Genomic DNA, 21,900 nt, shown 5'->3' on the forward strand with positions numbered 1-21,900 from the left:
AACTGTGACTTAGCCATTTTTTCTCCTAGAGATCCACACTTCAACATGGAATATTAAAATGTGAAGACTATTAAGTTAATTAAAAATTTATAAAAAATTTATGTATTACAATAAAAAACTATTTACATTATACTAAAATTCTTTAGCTCTTACACAATTTTAATATTTGTAATTTCAAAGATTTAACTTAAAAGGTAAGGATTTTGTTGCTTTTAGGTGACCATTTTGTTAAATTAGAATTTAACTAAATGTAAATTTCAAGGATTGTTTTGATGAGTAGTTCTATTTTAAATTTAAATCCAACGTTACTTTGGAAATGGTTTAACACAATTTGCTCTATTCCACATCCAAGTTATCACGATGAACCATTAGCAGAATATATATTCAACTGGGCAAAGCAACAAAATTTATTTGTTGAAAAAGATAGCGCTGGAAATATATTAATTCGTAAACCAGCAACAGCCGGTTATGAAAAGGTACCTTCTATTGCCATTCAAGCGCACCTTGACATGGTTCCACAAGCTGACTCTGACAAGCAACATGACTTTCTTGTAGATCCTATTACCCCAGTAATTAAAGATGATTACCTTTATGCAGATAACACAACTTTAGGTGCTGATAATGGGATAGGTGTAGCTTCTATTCTGGCAGTTTTAGAGGACAACTCTTTAGAACATGGTCCAATTGAAGCACTACTTACTCGTAATGAAGAAGTAGGCATGGAAGGGGTTATTGGTTTAGCTGAAAATTGGTTAGAGTCTAAACTATTAATTAATACAGATACTGAAGAGTGGGGAGAGTTATACTTAGGATGTGCTGGTGGTTCTGATTTAACTTTCCATAAAGATTTAGAATTTAAACCTCTAAAAGAAAACTCTAAAGTTTACAAAATTTCTTTAACAGGGTTTAGAGGTGGCCACTCTGGTTGTGACATTCATACTAACCGTGAAAGTGCTATTAGATATCTAAATAAACTTTTATACTCGATTTACCGTAAAGTTAAGTTTAATTTTATAGACTTATATGCTGGTCAAGCTAGAAATGCAATACCAAGAGAAGCATATGCTACTGTAGCGGTTACTAATGAAAACCATGCTAGCTTTTTAGACCAATTACAAAAAGCTATAGAGAAATTTACTAACAGCTTTAAGCTAGCTGAGGTTAATGGTAAGTATAGTTTTACAGAGTTAGAGGTCGCTGAAAATCATAAGCGTATAAGTTGCTCTCAAATGCCTACTTTACTAAATTTCTTAGTTTTAGTACCAAATGGAGTAGTGCGTTACTCTGACGAATTTGAGAATACCACTGAAACCTCTTTATCTGCTGGGGTTATGCGTTTAAATCAAGAAGATGGATTTAAATACTTAATCTTATCTCGTTCAGTTATCGACTCTTCTAATGAAATCCTTGCTGAAGAAATGCAAGCTCTTGCCGAATTAACTGGAATTAAGTTATCAGTTTCAGGCACTTACTCTAGTTGGACACCAGAGTATAACGACTTTACTCGCTATGTTGAAAATGAATATAACAAAGCAGTTGGCGGTAAGGTTAAGGTTAAAGTTATCCACGCTGGTCTGGAATGTGGAATCTTAAAAGGTCACTACCCTGAAATGAAGGTAGTCTCAATCGGTCCTGATATTCACAATCCGCATACTCCTAAAGAGCATGTTAAAATCTCATCTGTAGAAAATTATTATAATTTATTAATCAATCTACTTAAAAATGCGAGAGATTTAACAGCCTAATAAAAACTAAAGCAAGGCAACAACTGGTTGCTTTGCTTTTTTTCTTTTACTAACTATTTCTTATTAGTAATCTCGTGTTATAATCGTAACATAACGGGAGCTCTTTATAATGTCAAATAAATACACAGATTTTGGTTTCAAACAGATACCAATTGAACAAAAAGAGAAATTAGTTGCTGGTGTTTTTGACTCTGTTGCAAAAAAATATGATCTCATGAATGATATTTTATCTTTTGGGATACACAGAAGTTGGAAAAAGCATACTATTAACTGTAGCGGAGCTAAAGCAGGTGATAAAATCCTTGATTTAGCTGGAGGAACCGGAGATTTTACCGAAAAATTTAGCGCTATAGTTGGCGAAACTGGTGAAGTTACACTATCTGATATCAATGCTAATATGCTGTCAGTTGGTAAAGAAAGATTGACAAACAAGGGAATTGTTAATAATGTTAGATATGTTCAGGCTAACGCTGAACAATTACCTTTCCCTGATAACTATTTTGATGTCATAGTTATCAGTTTCGGTTTAAGAAATGTTACAAATAAAGATATAGCTCTAAAAGAAATGCACCGTGTTCTAAAAGTCGGTGGTAGAGCGTTGATCCTTGAGTTTTCTAAGCCAACTAATCAACTGTTGGAGAGTGCTTATAATTTATACTCTTTCCAACTATTGCCTTTAATTGGTGACATTGTCGCGAACGATGCAGATTCTTATAGATATCTAGCTGAGAGTATACGTAAACACCCTGATCAAGATACTCTTAAACAAATGATGATCGAAGCAGGATTTGCACAAGTTGGCTATCAAAATTTAACTGGTGGTATTACAGCATTACACCGAGGATTTAAATTTTAAATTTATAAGGATTTAAGTTGTGAAACAATACCTTGATCTTTTAAGACATATACAGAGTAATGGTCAATTTAAATCTGATCGTACAGGTACCGGAACACAATCAGTTTTTGGTTACCAAATGAGATTTGATCTAAATGAAGGCTTTCCTTTGGTTACTACCAAAAAATTGCATATTAGATCCATCATTCATGAATTACTTTGGTTCTTAAATGGTGATACAAACATCAAGTATTTAAATGATAACAAAGTAACCATTTGGGATGAATGGGCTGATGAAAATGGAAGCCTTGGTCCTGTATATGGTAAGCAATGGACAGCTTGGGAAACTGCAGACGGTAAAGTTATCAATCAGATTGAACAAGTTATCAATGAAATTAAGACTAACCCTGATAGCCGTAGACTGATAGTTAGTGCTTGGAATGTTGGTGATTTAGATAAAATGGCTTTAGCACCCTGCCATGCTTTTTTCCAGTTCTATGTAAATAATGGTAAACTATCTTGTCAACTTTACCAAAGATCATGCGACACGTTTTTAGGCTTACCTTTTAACATTGCTTCTTACGCGTTATTAGTACATATGGTTGCTCAACAATGTGATTTAGAAGTTGGTGAGTTCGTGTGGACAGGCGGTGATGTTCATATCTATGAAAATCATAAAGAACAAGTTAATCTGCAGTTAACTAGAGAACCTCTAGCTTTACCAAAACTTGTTATTAAGCGCAAGCCGGAATCTATTTTTGATTATAAATTTGAAGATTTTGAAATTGTTGACTATCAAAGTCATAAAGCGATTAAAGCTCCAGTAGCTGTTTAACGTATCTATTTGTGTACTAGCACACTTCTACCTTTAACTATAATTATTTTAATTTAAGGCATTCCTTATTATGCGCAAATTCAAACAATTCTTTGAAAATGAGGCTTCTGGGGGTATTGTTCTTATTCTATGTGCTGCGTTAGCTCTGATAATTGCAAACACTCCATCTCTTCAAAGCTACTACTCTTCATTTTTACATTTTTATATTGATTTCTCAATTGCTAACTTTGAGATTATCCATTTAAGTGTAGAGCACTTTGTTAATGACGCTTTAATGGCAATATTCTTTATAGTTGTTGCTATAGAGATTAAACATGAGATGCTCCATGGTCACCTTTCAAGCTTTAAACAGGCTAGCTTTCCATTCTTTGGAGCTTTAGGTGGCATAATCTTCCCAATTATCTTTTATTTTCTTTTTACTTTCCATGATCCAAATTTAATTCATGGGGCTGCTATTCCAATGGCTACTGATATTGCCTTTGCCATTGGGGTACTATCACTTCTTGGAAAACTTGTTCCACCAGCTCTTAAGATTTTCTTACTAGCTCTTGCGGTAATTGATGACTTAGGTGCTATCGTTGTAATTGCAATATTCTATACAACTGACATAAGCTTCACTCATTTAGGTGTTGGAATTGCTTTACTGGGTTTAATGTTCTTACTAAATAGAATGAACGTTAAAGCAATTACTCCTTACTTACTAATTGCTTCAGTGGTATGGTATTGCTTCCTACACTCTGGTATTCATGCGACAATTGCAGGTGTTCTAACTGGTTTCCTACTACCTAATAGAGATATTAACGGTAAAAATGTTTCTAACGAAGTAGCTAATTATTTCAACCCATATGTTAAATGGTTAATTATTCCTCTATTTGCCTTTGCAAACTCAGGTGTTACTTTAGGAGATGTTAGTGGAGTATTAGCTGAAAACTCAAGTTTAATCTTAGGTATTTTCTTCGGTCTCTTATTTGGTAAACCAATTGGTATTTTAATCTTTACCTTTGTTGCTTCGAAATTAAAAATTACAGCTAAACCTCAATCTGTAACTTGGGATATGATATTCTTTGTTGGCATCATTTGTGGTATTGGCTTTACAATGTCTATCTTCATCGTGAACTTAAGCTTCCCTGGTATTTCAATGGAAGACCGTATGCATATTGATATTGCTCGTTTAAGTATCTTAGGTACTTCTTCAATAGCTGCGATTATTGGTTTAATTTTAACTAGATTAAACTTAAAACACCACGAAAAGAAAAACGCATTAAATAAAGTTAAAGATTAAGTAAAGAGAATTTTTACTTAATTAATAATAAAAGCCCCTTAAACTAAATTATAGTTTAAGGGGCTTTTGCTATTTTTCATTTAGCCATTTAGCAACTTCTGGTGCGCAATAAGTTAAAATACCATCACAACCAGCACGTTTAAAACACATCATTGCTTCTAAAACAGTTTTCTTATAATCTATCCAACCGTTTAGCGAAGCTGCCTTTAGCATTGCATATTCACCTGAGACATGATAAGCAAAAGTTGGAACTTTAAAAGTATCCTTCACTTGTCTTACAATATCTAGATACGGTAGACCTGGTTTAATCATAACCATATCAGCACCTTCATTTAAATCTAATGCAACTTCATGTAAAGCTTCATTTGCATTAGCAGGATCCATTTGATAAGTAAATTTATTCCCGCCTTTAATGTTATTAGCAGAACCAACTGCATCTCTAAAAGGACCATAAAATGATGAAGCATATTTCGCAGAATAAGCCATAATCTGTACATTATGAGCTTTTACTTCTTCTAATGCCTTTCTAATTGCGCCTATTCTTCCGTCCATCATATCTGATGGTGAAATAATATCTGCTCCGGCCTCTACATGACTTAGGGCTTGTTTTACAAGCACTTCAACTGTAATGTCATTTAAAACATAACCCTCTACATCAATTATTCCGTCTTGACCATGTACTGTGTAAGGATCTAATGCTACATCAGTCATTACTCCAAGTTCAGGAATCTCATCTTTTAACATTCTAATGCACTGTTGCACTAAGCCGTTAGGGTTATATGCTTCTTCTGCAGTTAAAGTTTTATTACTTTCAACTACGGGAAACAGAACTATTAATTTAATACCATCTTGAAACCATTGTTTTGCTTCTTTAACTAAGAGATCTTTAGACAAACGAAATTGTCCTGGCATTGAACTAATTTCTTCTTTTCTATTTTCTCCCTCAAGAATGAACACAGGGTAAATTAAATCGTCTGTTGTGAGTACATTTTCACGCACTAGACTACGAGCAAAATCACTTTTACGATTACGACGTAATCTTGTTGTTGGATACTCTCTATTTAAAATATTTAAACTCATAAGTAAATTTATTAAATTTAAAAGCAATAGCTGACATACAATGGTATCTATCGCTTCTATAGCTAAAAGATAACCAACTACTCTATTGCTAATTTAACCGGAGAATCAATAATAACCTAAAGTTGTTTACCATAATTACTCTTTAGCTAAACATTACTAAGCTTAAAAGTATAACTAAAGACACTAAGGTAATTAATATTAAATAACTGGTTATCTTTTGTGATCTACGCACTTGCGTTTCTAAATTATTTAATTTTTGTAAAACTTGTTGTTGATTATCAAATAATCTATACATATCGTCGGGAATGTAGCTCATAAAATTCAAGAACTGTGGCATATTTTTCATAGCCTTACTTGCTTGATTTTTTACGCTATATTCTCTAACAAACCATTCTTCTAGAATAGGCTTAGCTGTGTCCCATAAATTTAGATCAGGGTAAACATTTCTTCCCATTGCTTCAACATAAACTAATGTTTTTTGCAGTAAAAGCAATTGAGGTTGTACCACCATATTAAAGTCGCGTGCAACTTTAAATAGATTTTTTAAGACCACGCTAAAGCGAATTTCATTTAATGATTTATTAAAAAGAGGATCTAACGAATAAGAAATCTTACGTTCAAATTCGTTTATATCGATCTTCCCTCTTATCCAACCAGAGTTAACATGCAACTCTGCAATACGACGATAATCTCTACGGAAAAAAGCTATTAAATTTTCAACAAGGTACTTTGTATCTAATGGCGTTAAACTTCCAACAATACCAAAATCTATTGCTATATAAGTAGGATCTTTAGGGTTACTAATATTTACAAAAATATTTCCAGGGTGCATATCAGCATGGAAAAAATTGTAATCAAGTAGTTGCCTAAAAAATATTTCCACCCCTCGTTTAGCAAGTAATTCACAATCAACTTGGTTATCAACTAAAGTTTGATAATTATTTATGGAAGTACCATAAATCTTTTCAGAAATCACCCAATCCTTAGTTGCGCAAAATATTTTTGGTATATATAAGATATGAGAGTTTAGCCAATGATCTCTCAATGTTTGACCATTACCAGCTTCACAAGTTAAATCTAACTCAACTCTAAAATTATTCTCTAGCTCATCAATGACTTCACTACCTCGGAGACGATTCGATTGATCTATATACCTAGAGATAAAATTAAAAATTGATCTAATTAACTTTAACTCTGCGGTTACCTTTTCTCTTACCCCTGGCTTTATTACTTTAATCACTATAGGTAAATTTTCAGCGCTATAGTTAAAATCATCTTGATTAAAAATTACTTTTTCTTGATTACTAGCTTTTTCAAGTAAGTAATTTTTATATTCAGTTAATTTTAGATCGGCTTGGTAAACCTGAGCTATTGAAGCACTTGCTATAGGTTGAGCATCAAAATTTTCAAATAATTTATCAAAACTTACTCCAATATCTTCTTGTAAACGAGTTTGCACATGTTGCACATCACTCGGAGTTGTATTATCTTGCAGTTTCTTAAGTTCTTGAACTACTTCAAAATCAAAAAAGTCATCTTGAATTGAAAGCAACTGTCCTAGTTTTATCCAGATTGGTCCTAGTTCTTCAAAAGCTTGTTTTAACCTTACTCCAAAACTTAAATTTTTGTTTTTTGCAGGTACCCAAAAATAAAACCAACCTAAGAATTTACAAAACTTATTTCCTTTATTTTGGTACAAATACTCGTCTATACGATATCTTCGCAAAATAAAACTAATATAAAGTAATCTAAAAATATTTCTCACTTTAGTTCTTTTTTATCTGTTTTAACAAGTCATCAAGGACTAACTTAATGTTTGGCAGTTTATTTTCAATACCAGCCAATAAAGAGCCATTTGTTTTATTATCTTTTATAGAGTCATCACGAAATGGATCATTATTAAATTCATCTTGGGACTTATTGCTATAACTATTTAGATTTGAATCGTTTATAAAAGTAACTAAATTATTTACAGTTCTATTTATATGTTGTCCAGCTTTAGAGATTAAATGTGCAGGAACATCACCAATATAGTAACTTAAAATATTTTCAGCAGAAAGGTCAACACGTGAACTTAGATTCAATATATTTATTAAGTACTTATTGTCCCCCTCAATGCTAAGCTTATTTTCTTTTATAAGCTCTTCAAAATCTTCTTGGCGATTGATTAAACTAAGCACTGCACTTTGCTTTGCTGTAATTAGCAGATCACTATTCTCAATATGGTCTACTTTTTTTACTGAAATCTTATCTGCTATTTCAGCTTTATAAGTTAAATTTAGGTCTTCAATACAAAAGTATAAATTTTTATCTTTTAAACTAAGAAAATCACTTGTATTCTTTAAGTTATCTGCAACTAAATAATCAATTGTTTGATTCGCAAATGTAACTAATCTTTCATTTACAAAATCATTTTTAATTGCCCCAAATAAGATAGAAATAAAATTCACCTGAAACCTCTTATTATGAAAGATAGATATTATTATACAAGTCCAAGGCGCTAAATTCTTAATTTAACACCTTGGACTTGTAAAAATTTATTTAAATATCTAGCAATATTTGTGTTGGATCTTCTAAAAGTTCTTTAACTTTTACTAAGAAACGAACTGAATCTTTTCCATCAATTAAACGGTGATCATATGATAGCGCAATATACATCATCGGACGGATAACAATTTGATCATCTACAACTACAGGACGCTTTTTAATACCATGCATCCCTAAGATAGCTGATTGTGGTGGATTAATAATTGGCGTTGAGAATAAAGATCCAAATACCCCACCATTAGTAATAGTGAAGTTACCACCCGTCATATCTTCAATCGTTAATTTATTGTTATTTCCTTTTTCAGCTAGATCAGCGATATCTCTTTCAATATCAGCTAAAGATTTGTTCTCTGCATTACGTAGTACAGGAGTAACTAAACCTCTTTCAGTTGATACGGCAATCGAAATGTCCGTTGTATTAGAGTAAATGATATCATCATTTTCAATACAAGCTGAAATGATAGGAAACTCTTTCATTGCTTCAGATACTGCTTTTACGAAAAAGCTCATAAAACCCAAACGGATATTATGCTTTTTCATAAACTTTTCGCCATATTTTTTACGTATATCAATAATACTTTGTAAATCTACCTCATTAAAAGTAGTCAACATTGCAGTACTATTTTTAGACTCTAATAAACGTTGAGCAATATGCTTACGAATATTAGTCATAGGTACACGTGTTTTGAAAGGATTTACTACTTCATTAATCTGACGTAGTTTAATTTCATTAGCAATAACACGTGGAGGAAGTTTATTACGTAAATAGTTTTCCACTTCATCTGAAGTAATACCATGCTCACTAATCTTACGTCTAGCACTTGGACCTAAATTAACTTCTTTAGCTGCTAGAGTAAAATCATTTTCTTTTACTAAAGATTTCTCACTTGTAGAAGCTGGTTTTTGTAATGGAGCTTTAGCAACTTTTTGCGCTGGAGTTTCTGATTTAACTTCAACTTGCTCATCAGTTTTAGAAGCAATTTCTGGAGCTACTTCATGAGATTTAACCTCATCAGCTACTGCGCTTTTCTCCTCTACTTTATTAGAATCACTTTCTTTCTTACTGTTCGAATCTGATTTTTCTTGAGCAGCAACTTCAAATTTTGCAATAGGTTGATCTGTTGTAATCGTTGCTCCTGCTTGCTCCAAAAACTCAACTATATGTCCATCTTCAGGAGCAGATACTTCGAATGCTACCTTGTCACTTTCAACAACCGCAATAGTATCACCAGCATTAACATGCTGTCCAATTGAAACTAACCATCTGTTTAATTCTGCATTTGCAACAGATTCTGGTAATAATGGACCTTTAATAATATAACTCATTTTTTAACCTAAACTTTGTTAAATAAAATAATTATCTAAATTATTCAAGTTCGATAAAATCTTATCTAACTCTTCTTTATGAACGCTTTGGTATCCTGTAGCAGTAGAAGCACTTGCTTTTCTACCATTATAACCAATGTGCACTTTGCCTAACTTATCACCAAGTAATTTTAATAGAGAAGGTAAGATGTAGTTCCAATATCCTTGATTTTGAGGTTCATCTTGTACAACTTCTATAAGTTTTAAATTAGGGCATTTACTCAGGATTTTGCTAATAGATTTAGCTGGTAGCGGATATAGCTGTTCTAGATGGAGATGGAATATCTCTTCACTATTTAATTCTTTAAGTCTATCACTTACATCAAAGCGAATTTTTCCTGAAGTTATCACTACTTTAGTAACCTTATCGCTAAGCTTATTCACATCATAAACAGCCTCTGCAAAAGATGATGAAGCGATTTCGCTTATAGTTGCACTAGCTTGCTCATGACGTAGTAATGATTTAGGTGTAAACACAACTAAAGGTTTTTTGTATTTTGCTAATCCTTGATTTACTAGTAAGTGATACATATTTTTAGCTTCAGTAGGTACTACAACTCTTAAGTTGTTATCAGCACATAACTGTAAGAATCGCTCAATACGTCCACTTGAGTGTTCAGGTCCTTGCCCCTCATAACCATGAGGAAGAAGCATTGTTAAGCCAGACACTTGTCCCCACTTAGTTTCACCTGAAGCAATGAATTGATCTATGATTGGCTGTGCACCATTTGCAAAGTCACCAAATTGAGCTTCCCACAGAACTAAAGTTTCAGGAGAGACAATACTAGCTCCATACTCAAAACCAAGAACACCACTCTCTGATAGAGTTGAATCCCACACTTCAAACTTAACGTTATTATCTTTAGCAAATTCACTTAAAGGAATATATTCTTGGGCTTTATTAGCTCCACGAATAACAGAAGCACGATGGAAGAAAGTTCCTCTACCAGCATCTTCACCTGTTAAACGAATATTTACACCTTGTTGTAAAAGGGTCGCAAAGGCTAATTGTTCAACTTGCCCCCACTGTAGTTTTTTATCTTCAACTAAAGCTTCTAAACGTTGGTTATAGAGTTTTTGTAAAGTATTAGCAACTTGATAATTTTCAGGAAGATTAACTAATTGCATAGCAAGATCTTTTAACTCACGACTAGATAATTTTTCATAGTCAGCTAGTTTGTAATCCTCTTCATTAGTTAATGTTGGGGATTTAATAAATTTCTCTTGAAAATCTATTTCTTTTTCCCACTGTAAGTTACCTATACTTAAATCTTCAGTAGCAAGATTAAACTCTCGATAATATTTCTTTCTAATATCATCTAAATACTGTTCCTCAATAATCCCCTCTTGAATTAAGTTGCGAGAGTAGATTGTTGAGATTAATTTTTTCTCTTTAATTAACTGATATAGATCTGGTTGTGTAATTGTTGGATCTTCAGCTTCATTATGCCCTTGACGTCTATAACCAATTAAATCAATAAATACATCTTTTTTGTATCTTTGACGGTATTGAAACGCTAAGTTTGCAGCTTTAGCTACAGCGTCTAGATCTTCTGCATTAACATGGAAAATAGGCGCGTCAATCATTTTAGCTATATCTGAAGCATAAGTTGATGAACGCATATCTTTGAGATTATTCGTTGTAAAACCTATCTGGTTATTTAAAACAATATGAATCCCACCACCTACAGAGTATCCTCTGGTGTTAGACATATTTAGAATTTCTTGAACAATCCCTTGACCTGATACAGCAGAATCACCGTGAATATAAATAGGTAAAACGTAATCAGTACCTTTTGAATTAGCAACATCAAAATCTACAGAATTTGAGTTCTCTTCTTCTGCAAGATTATACTCTGTGGCTTTAGCTCTTGCTGCACCCATGGCAATAGCACTTACAAACTCAAGATGCGAAGGGTTAAACATTAAGTGAGCATTTAGGTAATTTACCGGCTTGTTATCAGTTAAGTTGCTTAGTGATTCACTACCTTTGCCAGTTTTTACAAATCTCGCACTTCTACCATAGTGATACTTAACATCTCCGCTAAAGCTATCATCTAATGTATGCTTACCTGCAAAAAGATCATAGATCTCCTGCATAGGCATACCTAGTTGATTAACAAGAACGTTTAATCTTCCTCTATGAGCCATACCTAAAACAACATCACGTAGATTATTATCCGCGCTTAAATTAAATAAGCTGTCTAGTAATGTCATTAAAGATTCTGTTCCCTCTAAGGAGAAACGCTTAGCTCCAGGGTACTTATTATTTAAAATAATTTCAAATTGCTCCGCTTTAACTAAACGATTTAAACGTCTAATCTTATCAACATAAGCACTTTCATTATTTGAAAGCTCAATTGCTTTACACAACCACTCTTTTACGGCTAGGTTACTAATATGATTTAATTCATAGCCTATTGTTGAAGTATATAAATATCTCAATTTAATGTAGAGATCTGATACTTTATACTTCTTTTGTCCTGAAAAAGGAGTTAATAAAGTTACTTCTTGATCAGGGTGTAAGTTAAAGTCAATTAAATTGAATGGGGTGCTTTCGTTGCGTTTCCAAATATTTAATGGATCAATATTCGCTATAAGATGACCGTAGTTACGGTAAGTCTCAATTAAATTAGCACAATTAATATTTTCATTGCCTACTGAGCTTGCGTAATATTTGCTTTTTGTGATTTGAGAACTCTCTTCTAAATTATGGAAGAGTTGAGCCCAATTATCATCAACACTATTAGGATCGGTCGCATATTGCTCATACAATTGCTCAATGTATAGCTGGTTAAATCCTGTTAACGAAGTCGTACTTAACCATTCTTCTAGAGATTTTCTAGACATACTTAATCCTTAGATTAAAAATTTATTAATTATTCAAGAGCTTCTTGCGCTCTTATTGCACTTTCAGTTCTATATTTTGCCTGCTCTTGGTTTATCTTTTGTTGAATTTCTGAAGATAAACCTGTCATAGCTTCAAATTTCTTGTTAATTACAGATGGAACGCCATTGTATGATAATTTTACTTCGCCATTAACAAACAGTAGAGCCTGACCATTGGTCATTTTATTCCACTTTTCATTAGTTACAGGCATAGTACAAATAATTGTAACCTTATCATCACTGTTAGCATAACAACTTAAGTTTATTACTCCACCATCATCAACTCGTCGAATCAAAGTATCATCTGAAGCAGAGCGGCTTATCCAATAAAGATTGGTCGAACAATGAGCTATTAAAAAACTACCATTCGAAACTACAAAGTTTAAAATCCCTGCGCTTGCATAACTATCAGCAAATTTTGCAACTGCTAAAAATAAGATTTCAACTTCAGGTTTTTGAGGGAACTCTTTTTCTAAATGTGAAATCAAGTGAGTAAAAAATAGTTCACTGTCAGTCTCCCCAACTACACTTTGCTTTTCCTTTTCAGTTATATTAGGAAATGACTCTAAGTGACCGTTATGACAGAACACCCAGTTATCTCCCCATAACTCACGAACAAATGGATGACAGTTGATTAATTTAGGGGCACCAGATGAAGCTCTACGAATATGAGCGATAATATTGCTACTTTTAATTTGATAAATTCTTACTAAATTTCTAACGTATGAATTGTAAGCAGCTTTATCATCTTTTAAAAGTCGAACATTATTATTCTTTTCAAAAAAAGCTATACCAGTACCATCAACATTGGTTTCAGTTATCCCTGCACGATTTACAAACCCCTCAAAAGAGAAAGTAATATCTGTAGGAGAATTTGCATTTAATGCTAAAATCTGGCACATATAATCAAATTTCTTGTAATATTTCTTTTATTCTAGTATTTGAAAGTATTATGTTAATAATAACATTTTTCTCTGCTAATTACTAAAAGCTCAAGTTATTTTTTGAATAATTTATTATATAATCTTTCTTAGATTAATTTGCAGTTAGTAAACATATTTATGAATTTTGAATCCCTACAAGATTTTGTAGAATACCTAGAAGAAAGAGATCTTTTGAAAAGAATTAGCTTAGAAGTAGATCCTCATCTAGAAATTACAGAAATCTCAGACCGCACTCTTAGAAAAGGCGGACCTGCTTTACTTTTTGAAAATGTAAAAGGAAGTAAATACCCAGTGCTTACAAATCTTTTTGGAACACAAGAAAGAATTGCTTTAGCTATGGGATTAAAAGATACTTCTGAATTACAAAAGTTCGGTGAGCTTTTAGCGAAACTAAAAGAACCTGAACCACCTGAAGGCTTTAAAGATGCTATTGCTAAATTAGGTCTATACAAAAACATTCTACACATGCGCATAAAAGAAAAAAGCAAAGGCGCATGTCAAGAAATTGTTTATCAAGATCAGGAAGTAGATTTAGACCAGATCCCTATTATGACTTGTTGGCCTGAAGACGCTGCTCCACTTGTAACTTGGGGATTAGTTGTTACTAAAGGACCATATAAAAAGCGTCAAAATATGGGAATATACCGCATGCAAAAGATAGCAAAAAATAAGCTAATCATGCGTTGGTTGTCTCATAGAGGTGGAGCCTTAGATTTCCAAGATTGGAAGAAAGAAAACCCAGGTAAGAAGTTCCCTGTTTCAGTTGTTATTGGTGCTGATCCTGCTACGATCATGGCTGCTGTTACCCCTATCCCAGATACACTATCAGAATATGCTTTTGCAGGTTTACTTCGCCAATCTCCATCTGTAGTTGTGAAGTCATTAAGTAATGAACTAATGGTTCCTGCTACTGCAGAGATGGTACTAGAAGGGTATATTGATCCTGAAGAGTTAGCTGTTGAAGGTCCGTTTGGAGATCATACTGGATATTATAATGAAACCGAAAAATTTCCAGTATTCACAGTTACTCATGTAACTATGAAAAAGTCAGCAATTTACCATTCTACTTATACTGGGCGCCCACCAGATGAACCTGCAGTATTGGCGGTAGCATTAAATCACGTATTTACACCGATACTTAGAAAACAATTTCCAGAAATTGTTGACTTCTATTTACCACCAGAAGGTTGTTCCTATAGACTTGCTGTTGTAACTATTAAGAAAGAATACCCAGGGCATGCTAAACGCGTTATGTTTGGGGTATGGTCTTTCTTACGTCAGTTTATGTATACAAAATACGTCATTGTCTGTGATGATGATATTAACGCTAGAAGTTGGGATGATGTCATTTGGGCTATAACAACTCGAACTGATCCTGCGCGAGACTTTACTATTATTAATAATACGCCAATTGATTATCTAGACTTTGCTTCTCCTGTCTCTGGTTTAGGCTCAAAACTAGGTATTGACGCAACAAACAAATGGGAGGGTGAAACTTCACGAGAATGGGGTCGTAGTATTGTCAAAGATAAAGAGATAGTAGATAAAGTTGATCGTATCTGGGAAAAATTAGGTATTGATTAAATTTTATATCCCATAGTTTTACATTTTTCTTAAAGGTTTATCCCTCTTTAAATAATATTCTTACTTAATCAAGTAACTATATTTTTAGACAACTTAACCAGTAGACGGTAGGAGAATGAAATTTCTTCTACCGTTTACTTTCATATATATAACAGCAAATCTTCATAGCTGTTTTTTTGTAAGAGAATTAGGTGAATAAATTTAAGAAAAATATCTTACTCTAGTGTATAATGTGCCTAATTTTTTTATATACTAATTCCTGTTTTTTATTTTTATAGTAAAAAATAAGCTAATAATCAAGCACTTCATCATTTTTTAGCATTTAAAAATAATCAGCATACAGTTTATTAATTTGAGAGAAGATCATGTTACGCATTAAATACGAAGGTGTCACTTTTGATGACGTTTTAATTATTCCTAGAAAGTCTAGTGTATTACCTAATACTGCTCTTTTAAATACTAAATTAACTAAAAATATTGAACTTAATGTACCTATCATTTCTTCAGCAATGGATACTGTTACTGAGTATGAATTAGCTACAGCTCTTGCCCTAGTTGGAGGCCTAGGTTTTATTCACAAAAACATGTCTCCTGTAGAACAAGCTCGACAAGTTGCTTTAGTAAAAAACACTTATGTTGATTTAGGAAAATATCCTAACGCAGTAGTTGATAAAGAAAATAAATTACGCGTTGGGGCTGCTATTGGTGCAGGTGAAGGTAACGAAGAACGTGTTAGACTACTAGTTGAAGCTGGTGTTGATGTTATCTTAATTGACTCATCACATGGTCATTCTGATGGTGTAGTTAACCGTGTAAGATTAACAAGGGAAGCTTACCCTGACTTAGATATAGTTGCTGGTAACATTGCAACTGCAGAAGCAGCTATTGATCTAGTTAATGCTGGAGCTTCAGCAGTTAAAGTTGGTATTGGTCCTGGATCAATTTGTACTACTCGTATTGTTACAGGTTGTGGAGTTCCTCAATTATCTGCAATTGATAATGCTGTAACTGCAGTTAAAGATTTAGGAATTCCTGTAATTGCTGACGGTGGTATTCGTTACTCTGGTGACATAGTTAAAGCTTTAGTAGCTGGTGCTAGTTGTGTAATGTTAGGTTCTATTTTAGGAGCTACTGAAGAAGCACCTGGTGAAAAATATGAAATGAATGGTAAAAGATATAAGTCTTACCGTGGCATGGGATCATTAGCTGCTATGTCTAAAGGTTCTTCTGATAGATACTTCCAATCAGATAATGCAAAAGACAAGTTAGTACCAGAAGGCGTTGAAGGTCGCGTAGCAATTAAAGGTTCTGTAAGCTATATCGTTCATCAACTATGCGGTGGTATTCGTTCTGCAATGGGGCTATCAGGTTGTCCGACAATTGAAGCTCTTAATACAGAAGCTGAATTTGTTAAAATCACAGGAGCTACATTAAGCGAAAGCCATGTTCATGGCATTATGCTAGAAAAAGTTCCGGATAATTACAGCAAATAATCTTTGGATAGTATTGTTTTCCTGTATAATACTTAAAGATAAATACCTACAATACAGTGATCTCATAAAAAATGCATACAAATATTTATAACGATAAAATTTTGATCCTAGATTTTGGATCTCAATATACCCAATTAATTGCTCGTCGCATACGTGAAATTGGAGTTTATTGTGAACTTGTTTCATGGGATATTGATGAACAATTCATTAGAGATTTTAATCCTAAAGGAATTATCTTAAGTGGTGGTCCAGAGTCTACTACTGAAGAAAACAGTCCTAGAGCTCCTGAAGTAGTATTCAACTTAGGTGTGCCTGTATTTGGTATTTGTTATGGTTTACAAACCATGATGGTGCAGTTTGGTGGTACAGTTGAATCATCTACTACTCGTGAGTTTGGCTATGCTAAAGTAGATACTGTTTTAGCTAGTCGCTTATTAGATGGAATTAATGACTTTGCAGAGCAAGATACTCCATCACTCAATGTGTGGATGAGCCATGGCGATAAAGTAACTAAATTAGCTCCAAACTTTAATTTAGTTGCAAAAACTGATTCATGCCCTATTTGTATAGTTGAGCATGAAGAAAAGCCTTTCTTTGGTGTACAATTCCATCCAGAGGTTACTCACACAGTTTCAGGTCTATCTATCATTAAAAACTTCGTTTTTAATATTTGTGGCTGTGCTGCTGAATGGACTCCTAAAAACATTATCGAAACTACTGTTGCACAAATTAAAGAACAAGTAGGTAACGATAAAGTTATTTTAGGTTTATCAGGTGGAGTAGATTCTTCAGTTGCTGCTTTATTAATTAATAAAGCTATTGGTAAAAATCTACATTGTATTTTTATCGATAATGGTCTTCTTCGTTTAAATGAAGGTGATCAAGTTATGGAGATGTTCTCTGGCAAATTTGATTTAAATATTAAACGAGTTAATGCTGAAGATCGTTTCCTATCAGCTTTAGCTGGTGTTGAAGATCCTGAAGTTAAACGTAAAACTATCGGTAAAGTCTTTGTTGATATCTTTGATGAAGAATCACATAAAATTGAAGATGCTAAATGGTTAGGTCAAGGTACTATTTACCCAGACGTAATTGAATCTGCAGCTTCAAAAACTGGTAAAGCTCACGTAATTAAGTCACACCACAATGTAGGTGGCTTACCGAAAGAAATGAAACTAGGTTTAGTTGAACCACTAAATCAGCTCTTTAAAGATGAAGTTAGAAGAATTGGTTTAGAATTAGGTTTACCTAAAGACATGTTAGAGCGTCACCCTTTCCCAGGTCCAGGTTTAGGAGTTAGAGTTCTAGGTGAAGTTAAAAAAGAGTACTGTGATATTCTCCGTAGAGCTGACGCTATCTTTATTGAAGAGTTAAGAAAAGCTAACTTATACTATGAAGTATCGCAAGCATTTACTGTATTCTTACCTGTAAAATCTGTTGGTGTAATGGGTGATGGAAGAAAGTACTCTTGGGTTCTATCTCTAAGAGCGGTACAAACAATTGATTTCATGACAGCACATTGGGCTCACTTACCTTATGACTTCTTAGGTAAAGTTTCAAACCGTATTATCAATGAGATTGATAATGTAAGCCGTGTTGTTTACGATATTAGTGGTAAACCACCTTCAACCATTGAATGGGAATAATTTTAAAGTTTTAGGCTATGAGTTTTCATAGCCTAAAACTTTATCTGTAACTTAGCAAAGATCTGCGTAAATTAGTTAAATCTGCTATAATATTGATGTTTTTCTAGTAGTTAAAACTTAACTACTCATTTTTATTAACTTAAATGGTTAAATTGTTAACTAGGACACCTTAATGAAATTGGCGTTTATCTTCCCAGGTCAAGGTTCTCAGTCTCAAGGTATGCTAAAAGATCTAGCAGAAAAGTACCCTGAAGTAAAGCAATACTTTACCCAAGCTTCAGAAGTACTTGGTTATGATTTATGGGACGTTGTTGAGAATAATCCTGAAAAATTAAGTCAAACAGAAGTTACACAACCTGCTTTATTAACTTCAAGTTATACAATTTTTAAAATCCTAGAAAAAGAGTATCCAAACTTAAAACCAAGCTTTATGGCTGGTCATAGTCTTGGAGAATATTCAGCCTTAACTTGTGCTGGTGTATTAGATTTTAAAGACGCAGTTAAAATTGTACAATTACGTGGTCAATACATGCAAGAAGCTGTTCCTACAGGTGGAGCAATGTATGCTGTACTTGGATTAGAAGATCAAGTTATTATTGATATTTGTAATAAAGTACAAGCTGAAACTAACAAAGTAGTTTCTGCTGTGAATTTTAACAGCCCAGGTCAAGTAGTTATTGCCGGAGATGAAGAGGCAACAGAAAAAGCTTCTCTTTTATTAAAAGAAGCTGGTGCTAAACGTGCTGTTAAACTTGCAGTTTCAGTTCCTTCTCACTGTTCTCTAATGCAACCTGCAGCAGACAAGTTAGCGACAGAATTAAATAAACTTAATTTCAATACACAAAATCTAGTTGCTCCTGTAGTTCATAATACAGACCTATCTGTTTCTTCTAGTAAAGAAGAATATATTGATAGTTTAATTAAGCAATTAGTTGGACCAGTACTTTGGACGCAAACTGTTGAAAAATTAACAGATAAAGAAGGCGTTACTCACTTCCTAGAAATCGGTCCTGGTAAGGTATTAACAGGTTTACATGGTAGAATTACGAAAAACTCTTCTTGCCAAGCTGTAAATACTTTAGATACTATTGAAAAACTTAAAGAACTAAATTAATCAACGGAATTTTTATGTCAAAAATCGCCCTTGTTACAGGTGCTTCACGTGGTATTGGTAAAGCTATTGCTATTGAATTAGCTTCTCGCGGTTGCACAGTTATTGGTACTGCTACTAGTGAATCAGGTGCACAAAGCATTACTGAATACTTAGCTGGTAAAGGTGAAGGTATGGTTCTTAATGTAAATTCTAAAGAATCTCAAACTGAACTTTTAAAAGCTATTAAAGAAAAATTTGGAGACATCGATATCTTAGTTAACAACGCAGGTATTACTCGTGATAAATTACTAATGCGTATGTCTGACCAAGATTGGAACGATATTCTTGATACAAACCTTACTCCTATTTTCCAACTAAGTCAGGCGGTAATGCGTCCTATGATGAAAAAAGGTTGGGGTCGTATTATCAACATCGGTTCTGTTGTAGGTTTAACTGGTAATATTGGTCAAGCTAACTATACAGCTGCAAAAGCTGCGGTGATTGGTTTTAGTAAAACTATGAGCCTAGAAGTAGCTGGTAAAGGTGTAACTGTAAACGTAGTTGCTCCTGGATTTATTGCTACAGATATGACTGAAGTATTATCTGATGATGTTAAAAACTCTATCTTAGCTTCTGTACCAGCTAAACGTTTAGGTACTCCTGAAGAAGTTGCTAAAGCTGTTGCGTTTTTAGCGTCTGACGATGCATCTTACATCACTGGCCACACTTTAAGTGTAAACGGTGGTATGCACCAAGCATAATAGAAGAGTAGTAAATTTTTTTATTTCTTCTTGATAAATAAAGCTTTTTTTTTATCATTAGTTTACTATTTTTTTGCGGGTTATGGTATAATATTAACCGATATAAAAATGCTTAACCGCATAAATAGATAAGATTTTTACGTCCTCTTTATTTTTAGTGGACAGACTTAAATACTAAGGCTTTAAATAAAGCCTTTACAGGATCCAAATAAAATGAGTAATTTAGAAGTACAAATTAAAAAAGTAATCGCTGAACAATTAAACATTGATGATTTAGATCGTATTACTCCAGAAGCATCTTTCACTGAAGACTTAGGTGCTGACTCTTTAGATACAGTTGAATTAGTAATGGCTTTCGAAGAAGCTTTCGACATTACAATTCCTGATGAAGATCAAGAAAAAATCTCAACAGTTCAATCAGCTATTGATTACATCACTGCACGCGTTGAAGGTTAATTCATCTTTTGCAAGATAATAAGTTAGCGGTCAATAGAATTGACCGCTTTCTCTTTATGATCTCTATTAATTTTTTTGGAGCTCTTAATGACTAAAAGAAGAGTTGTTGTTACAGGTATGGGGATTCTAAGCCCTTTAGGTAACAACTTACAACAAAACTGGGATAACCTTTTAGCTGGTAAAAGTGGCATTCGATTAATTGAGCATTTTGATACAACAAACTTCGGTACTAAATTTGCAGGTTTAGTTGATGGTTATAATGCTAGCGAAGTAGCTGATCCAAAAGAACAACGTAAAATGGATCTGTTTATTCAATACGCATTATATGCAGGTAAACAAGCTCTTGAAGACGCTGATCTAATTGACAAATTAGACACGCTAGACTTACAAAGATTTGGTGTAGCTGTAGGTTCAGGTATCGGTGGCTTAGGTTACATTGAACAAAATGCTAGCCAGTTATTTGAAAAAGGACCAAGAAGAATCAGTCCATTCTTCATTGCTTCAGCAATTACAAACATGGCTGCTGGTCACCTTTCTATCCGCTACGGCTTAAAAGGTCCAAATATTGCAATTACAACAGCTTGTACAACTGGTACGCACAATATCGGTATGGCTGCTAAAATGATTGCTTATGGTGATGCTGATCTAATGTTAGCAGGTGGTGCAGAAAAAGCTTCTACTCAACTTGGTATTGGCGGTTTCGGAATTATGCACGCTCTTTCTAGCAGAAATGACGCTCCTGAAAAAGCTTCACGTCCTTGGGATAAAGATCGTGATGGCTTTGTTTTAGGTGATGGTGCTGGTGTATTAGTATTAGAATCTCTAGATTCAGCTTTAGCACGTGGTGCTAAAATCTATGCTGAAGTAGTTGGTTTTGGTATGTCAGGTGATGGTTACCATATGACTTCTCCTCCAGAAAATGGTGAAGGTGCACAATTAGCTATGGAAAATGCTATTAAAGATGCAAAAATTCAACCATCTGACATAGATTACGTTAATGCTCATGGTACATCTACACCAGTAGGTGATTTAGCAGAAATTCGTGCTATTCAAACAGTTTTAGGTGAAGGTGACTATGTAGTTACTTCAACTAAATCTATGACTGGTCACTTACTAGGTGCTGCAGGTGCTATTGAAAGTATTTACTCAATCCTTTCATGTTACCACGACGTAATCCCACCTACAATTAACTTAGAAAATCCTGAAGAAGAAATTAAATGTAAGATTGCTGCTAACGCTAAAGTTGAAAAAACTGTTAACTATGCAATTAACAACAACTTCGGATTTGGTGGTACTAACGCTTCTGTTATTTTCAAAAAATATACAGGCTAAGAAAAATAAAAAA

The 21,900-nt window shown here is 33.6% G+C and carries 17 protein-coding genes; 11 read left to right on the forward strand and 6 right to left on the reverse strand.

Annotated features, from left to right (window positions below; translation table 11 throughout):
* Positions 1–272 precede the first annotated feature (272 nt).
* From pepD to nhaA, 4 genes are all read left to right on the forward strand, one after another.
* Positions 273–1,745: a beta-Ala-His dipeptidase gene (gene pepD, locus CKF54_RS03370; protein ID WP_119524875.1), complete on the forward strand. Its 1,473-nt coding sequence runs from the start codon at positions 273–275 to the stop codon at positions 1,743–1,745.
* Positions 1,746–1,854: 109 nt separating this feature from the next.
* On the forward strand, positions 1,855–2,601 hold the full coding sequence (gene ubiE, locus CKF54_RS03375; protein WP_119524876.1) for a bifunctional demethylmenaquinone methyltransferase/2-methoxy-6-polyprenyl-1,4-benzoquinol methylase UbiE: 747 nt from the start codon (positions 1,855–1,857) through the stop codon (positions 2,599–2,601).
* Positions 2,602–2,620: 19 nt separating this feature from the next.
* Positions 2,621–3,415 (forward strand): thymidylate synthase, encoded by a 795-nt coding sequence (gene thyA / locus CKF54_RS03380; protein WP_119524877.1) that lies wholly within the window; start codon positions 2,621–2,623, stop codon positions 3,413–3,415.
* 70 nt (positions 3,416–3,485) lie between these two features.
* The gene (nhaA, locus tag CKF54_RS03385; RefSeq protein WP_119524878.1) at positions 3,486–4,697 is read left to right on the forward strand and encodes a Na+/H+ antiporter NhaA; all 1,212 of its coding nucleotides are present in this window, start codon (positions 3,486–3,488) and stop codon (positions 4,695–4,697) included.
* A 69-nt stretch (positions 4,698–4,766) separates the two neighbouring features.
* Here nhaA and hemB read toward each other — a convergent pair whose 3' ends face one another.
* The 6 genes from hemB to CKF54_RS03415 all read right to left on the reverse strand — a co-directional run bounded on the left by hemB (position 4,767) and on the right by CKF54_RS03415 (position 13,480).
* Positions 4,767–5,777, reverse strand: coding sequence for a porphobilinogen synthase (gene hemB / locus CKF54_RS03390; protein WP_119524879.1), 1,011 nt, complete (start codon positions 5,775–5,777; stop codon positions 4,767–4,769).
* Positions 5,778–5,919: 142 nt separating this feature from the next.
* Entirely contained in the window at positions 5,920–7,542 is a 1,623-nt protein-coding gene (locus CKF54_RS03395; RefSeq protein WP_119524880.1) for an AarF/UbiB family protein, read from the reverse strand.
* A 1-nt stretch (position 7,543) separates the two neighbouring features.
* Positions 7,544–8,227, reverse strand: a complete 684-nt coding sequence (locus CKF54_RS03400) for an SCP2 sterol-binding domain-containing protein (protein WP_222987495.1) — start codon at positions 8,225–8,227, stop codon at positions 7,544–7,546.
* A 91-nt stretch (positions 8,228–8,318) separates the two neighbouring features.
* Entirely contained in the window at positions 8,319–9,650 is a 1,332-nt protein-coding gene (sucB, locus tag CKF54_RS03405; protein ID WP_119524882.1) for a dihydrolipoyllysine-residue succinyltransferase, read from the reverse strand.
* Between the two features lie 18 nt (positions 9,651–9,668).
* On the reverse strand, positions 9,669–12,539 hold the full coding sequence (locus CKF54_RS03410) for a 2-oxoglutarate dehydrogenase E1 component (RefSeq protein ID WP_119524883.1): 2,871 nt from the start codon (positions 12,537–12,539) through the stop codon (positions 9,669–9,671).
* A 29-nt stretch (positions 12,540–12,568) separates the two neighbouring features.
* Positions 12,569–13,480: a class II glutamine amidotransferase gene (locus CKF54_RS03415; RefSeq protein WP_119524884.1), complete on the reverse strand. Its 912-nt coding sequence runs from the start codon at positions 13,478–13,480 to the stop codon at positions 12,569–12,571.
* A gap of 159 nt (positions 13,481–13,639) precedes the next feature.
* Here CKF54_RS03415 and ubiD point away from each other — a divergent pair, with 159 nt between their 5' ends.
* The 7 genes from ubiD to fabF all read left to right on the forward strand — a co-directional run bounded on the left by ubiD (position 13,640) and on the right by fabF (position 21,887).
* A complete protein-coding gene (gene ubiD / locus CKF54_RS03420) occupies positions 13,640–15,106 on the forward strand; it encodes a 4-hydroxy-3-polyprenylbenzoate decarboxylase (RefSeq protein WP_119524885.1) in 1,467 nt (488 codons plus the stop codon).
* 365 nt (positions 15,107–15,471) lie between these two features.
* Positions 15,472–16,599 (forward strand): IMP dehydrogenase, encoded by a 1,128-nt coding sequence (locus tag CKF54_RS03425; RefSeq protein ID WP_119524886.1) that lies wholly within the window; start codon positions 15,472–15,474, stop codon positions 16,597–16,599.
* 71 nt (positions 16,600–16,670) lie between these two features.
* Entirely contained in the window at positions 16,671–18,245 is a 1,575-nt protein-coding gene (gene guaA, locus CKF54_RS03430) for a glutamine-hydrolyzing GMP synthase (RefSeq protein ID WP_119524887.1), read from the forward strand.
* 172 nt (positions 18,246–18,417) lie between these two features.
* A complete protein-coding gene (gene fabD / locus CKF54_RS03435) occupies positions 18,418–19,359 on the forward strand; it encodes an ACP S-malonyltransferase (protein ID WP_119524888.1) in 942 nt (313 codons plus the stop codon).
* A gap of 14 nt (positions 19,360–19,373) precedes the next feature.
* Positions 19,374–20,099, forward strand: a complete 726-nt coding sequence (gene fabG, locus CKF54_RS03440; RefSeq protein ID WP_119524889.1) for a 3-oxoacyl-ACP reductase FabG — start codon at positions 19,374–19,376, stop codon at positions 20,097–20,099.
* A 213-nt stretch (positions 20,100–20,312) separates the two neighbouring features.
* On the forward strand, positions 20,313–20,555 hold the full coding sequence (gene acpP / locus CKF54_RS03445; RefSeq protein ID WP_119524890.1) for an acyl carrier protein: 243 nt from the start codon (positions 20,313–20,315) through the stop codon (positions 20,553–20,555).
* 87 nt (positions 20,556–20,642) lie between these two features.
* Positions 20,643–21,887, forward strand: coding sequence for a beta-ketoacyl-ACP synthase II (fabF, locus tag CKF54_RS03450; RefSeq protein ID WP_119524891.1), 1,245 nt, complete (start codon positions 20,643–20,645; stop codon positions 21,885–21,887).
* The last annotated feature ends 13 nt before the right edge of the window (positions 21,888–21,900 follow it).

Source organism: Psittacicella hinzii, assembly GCF_003585885.1.
Taxonomy (GTDB): domain Bacteria; phylum Pseudomonadota; class Gammaproteobacteria; order Enterobacterales; family Psittacicellaceae; genus Psittacicella.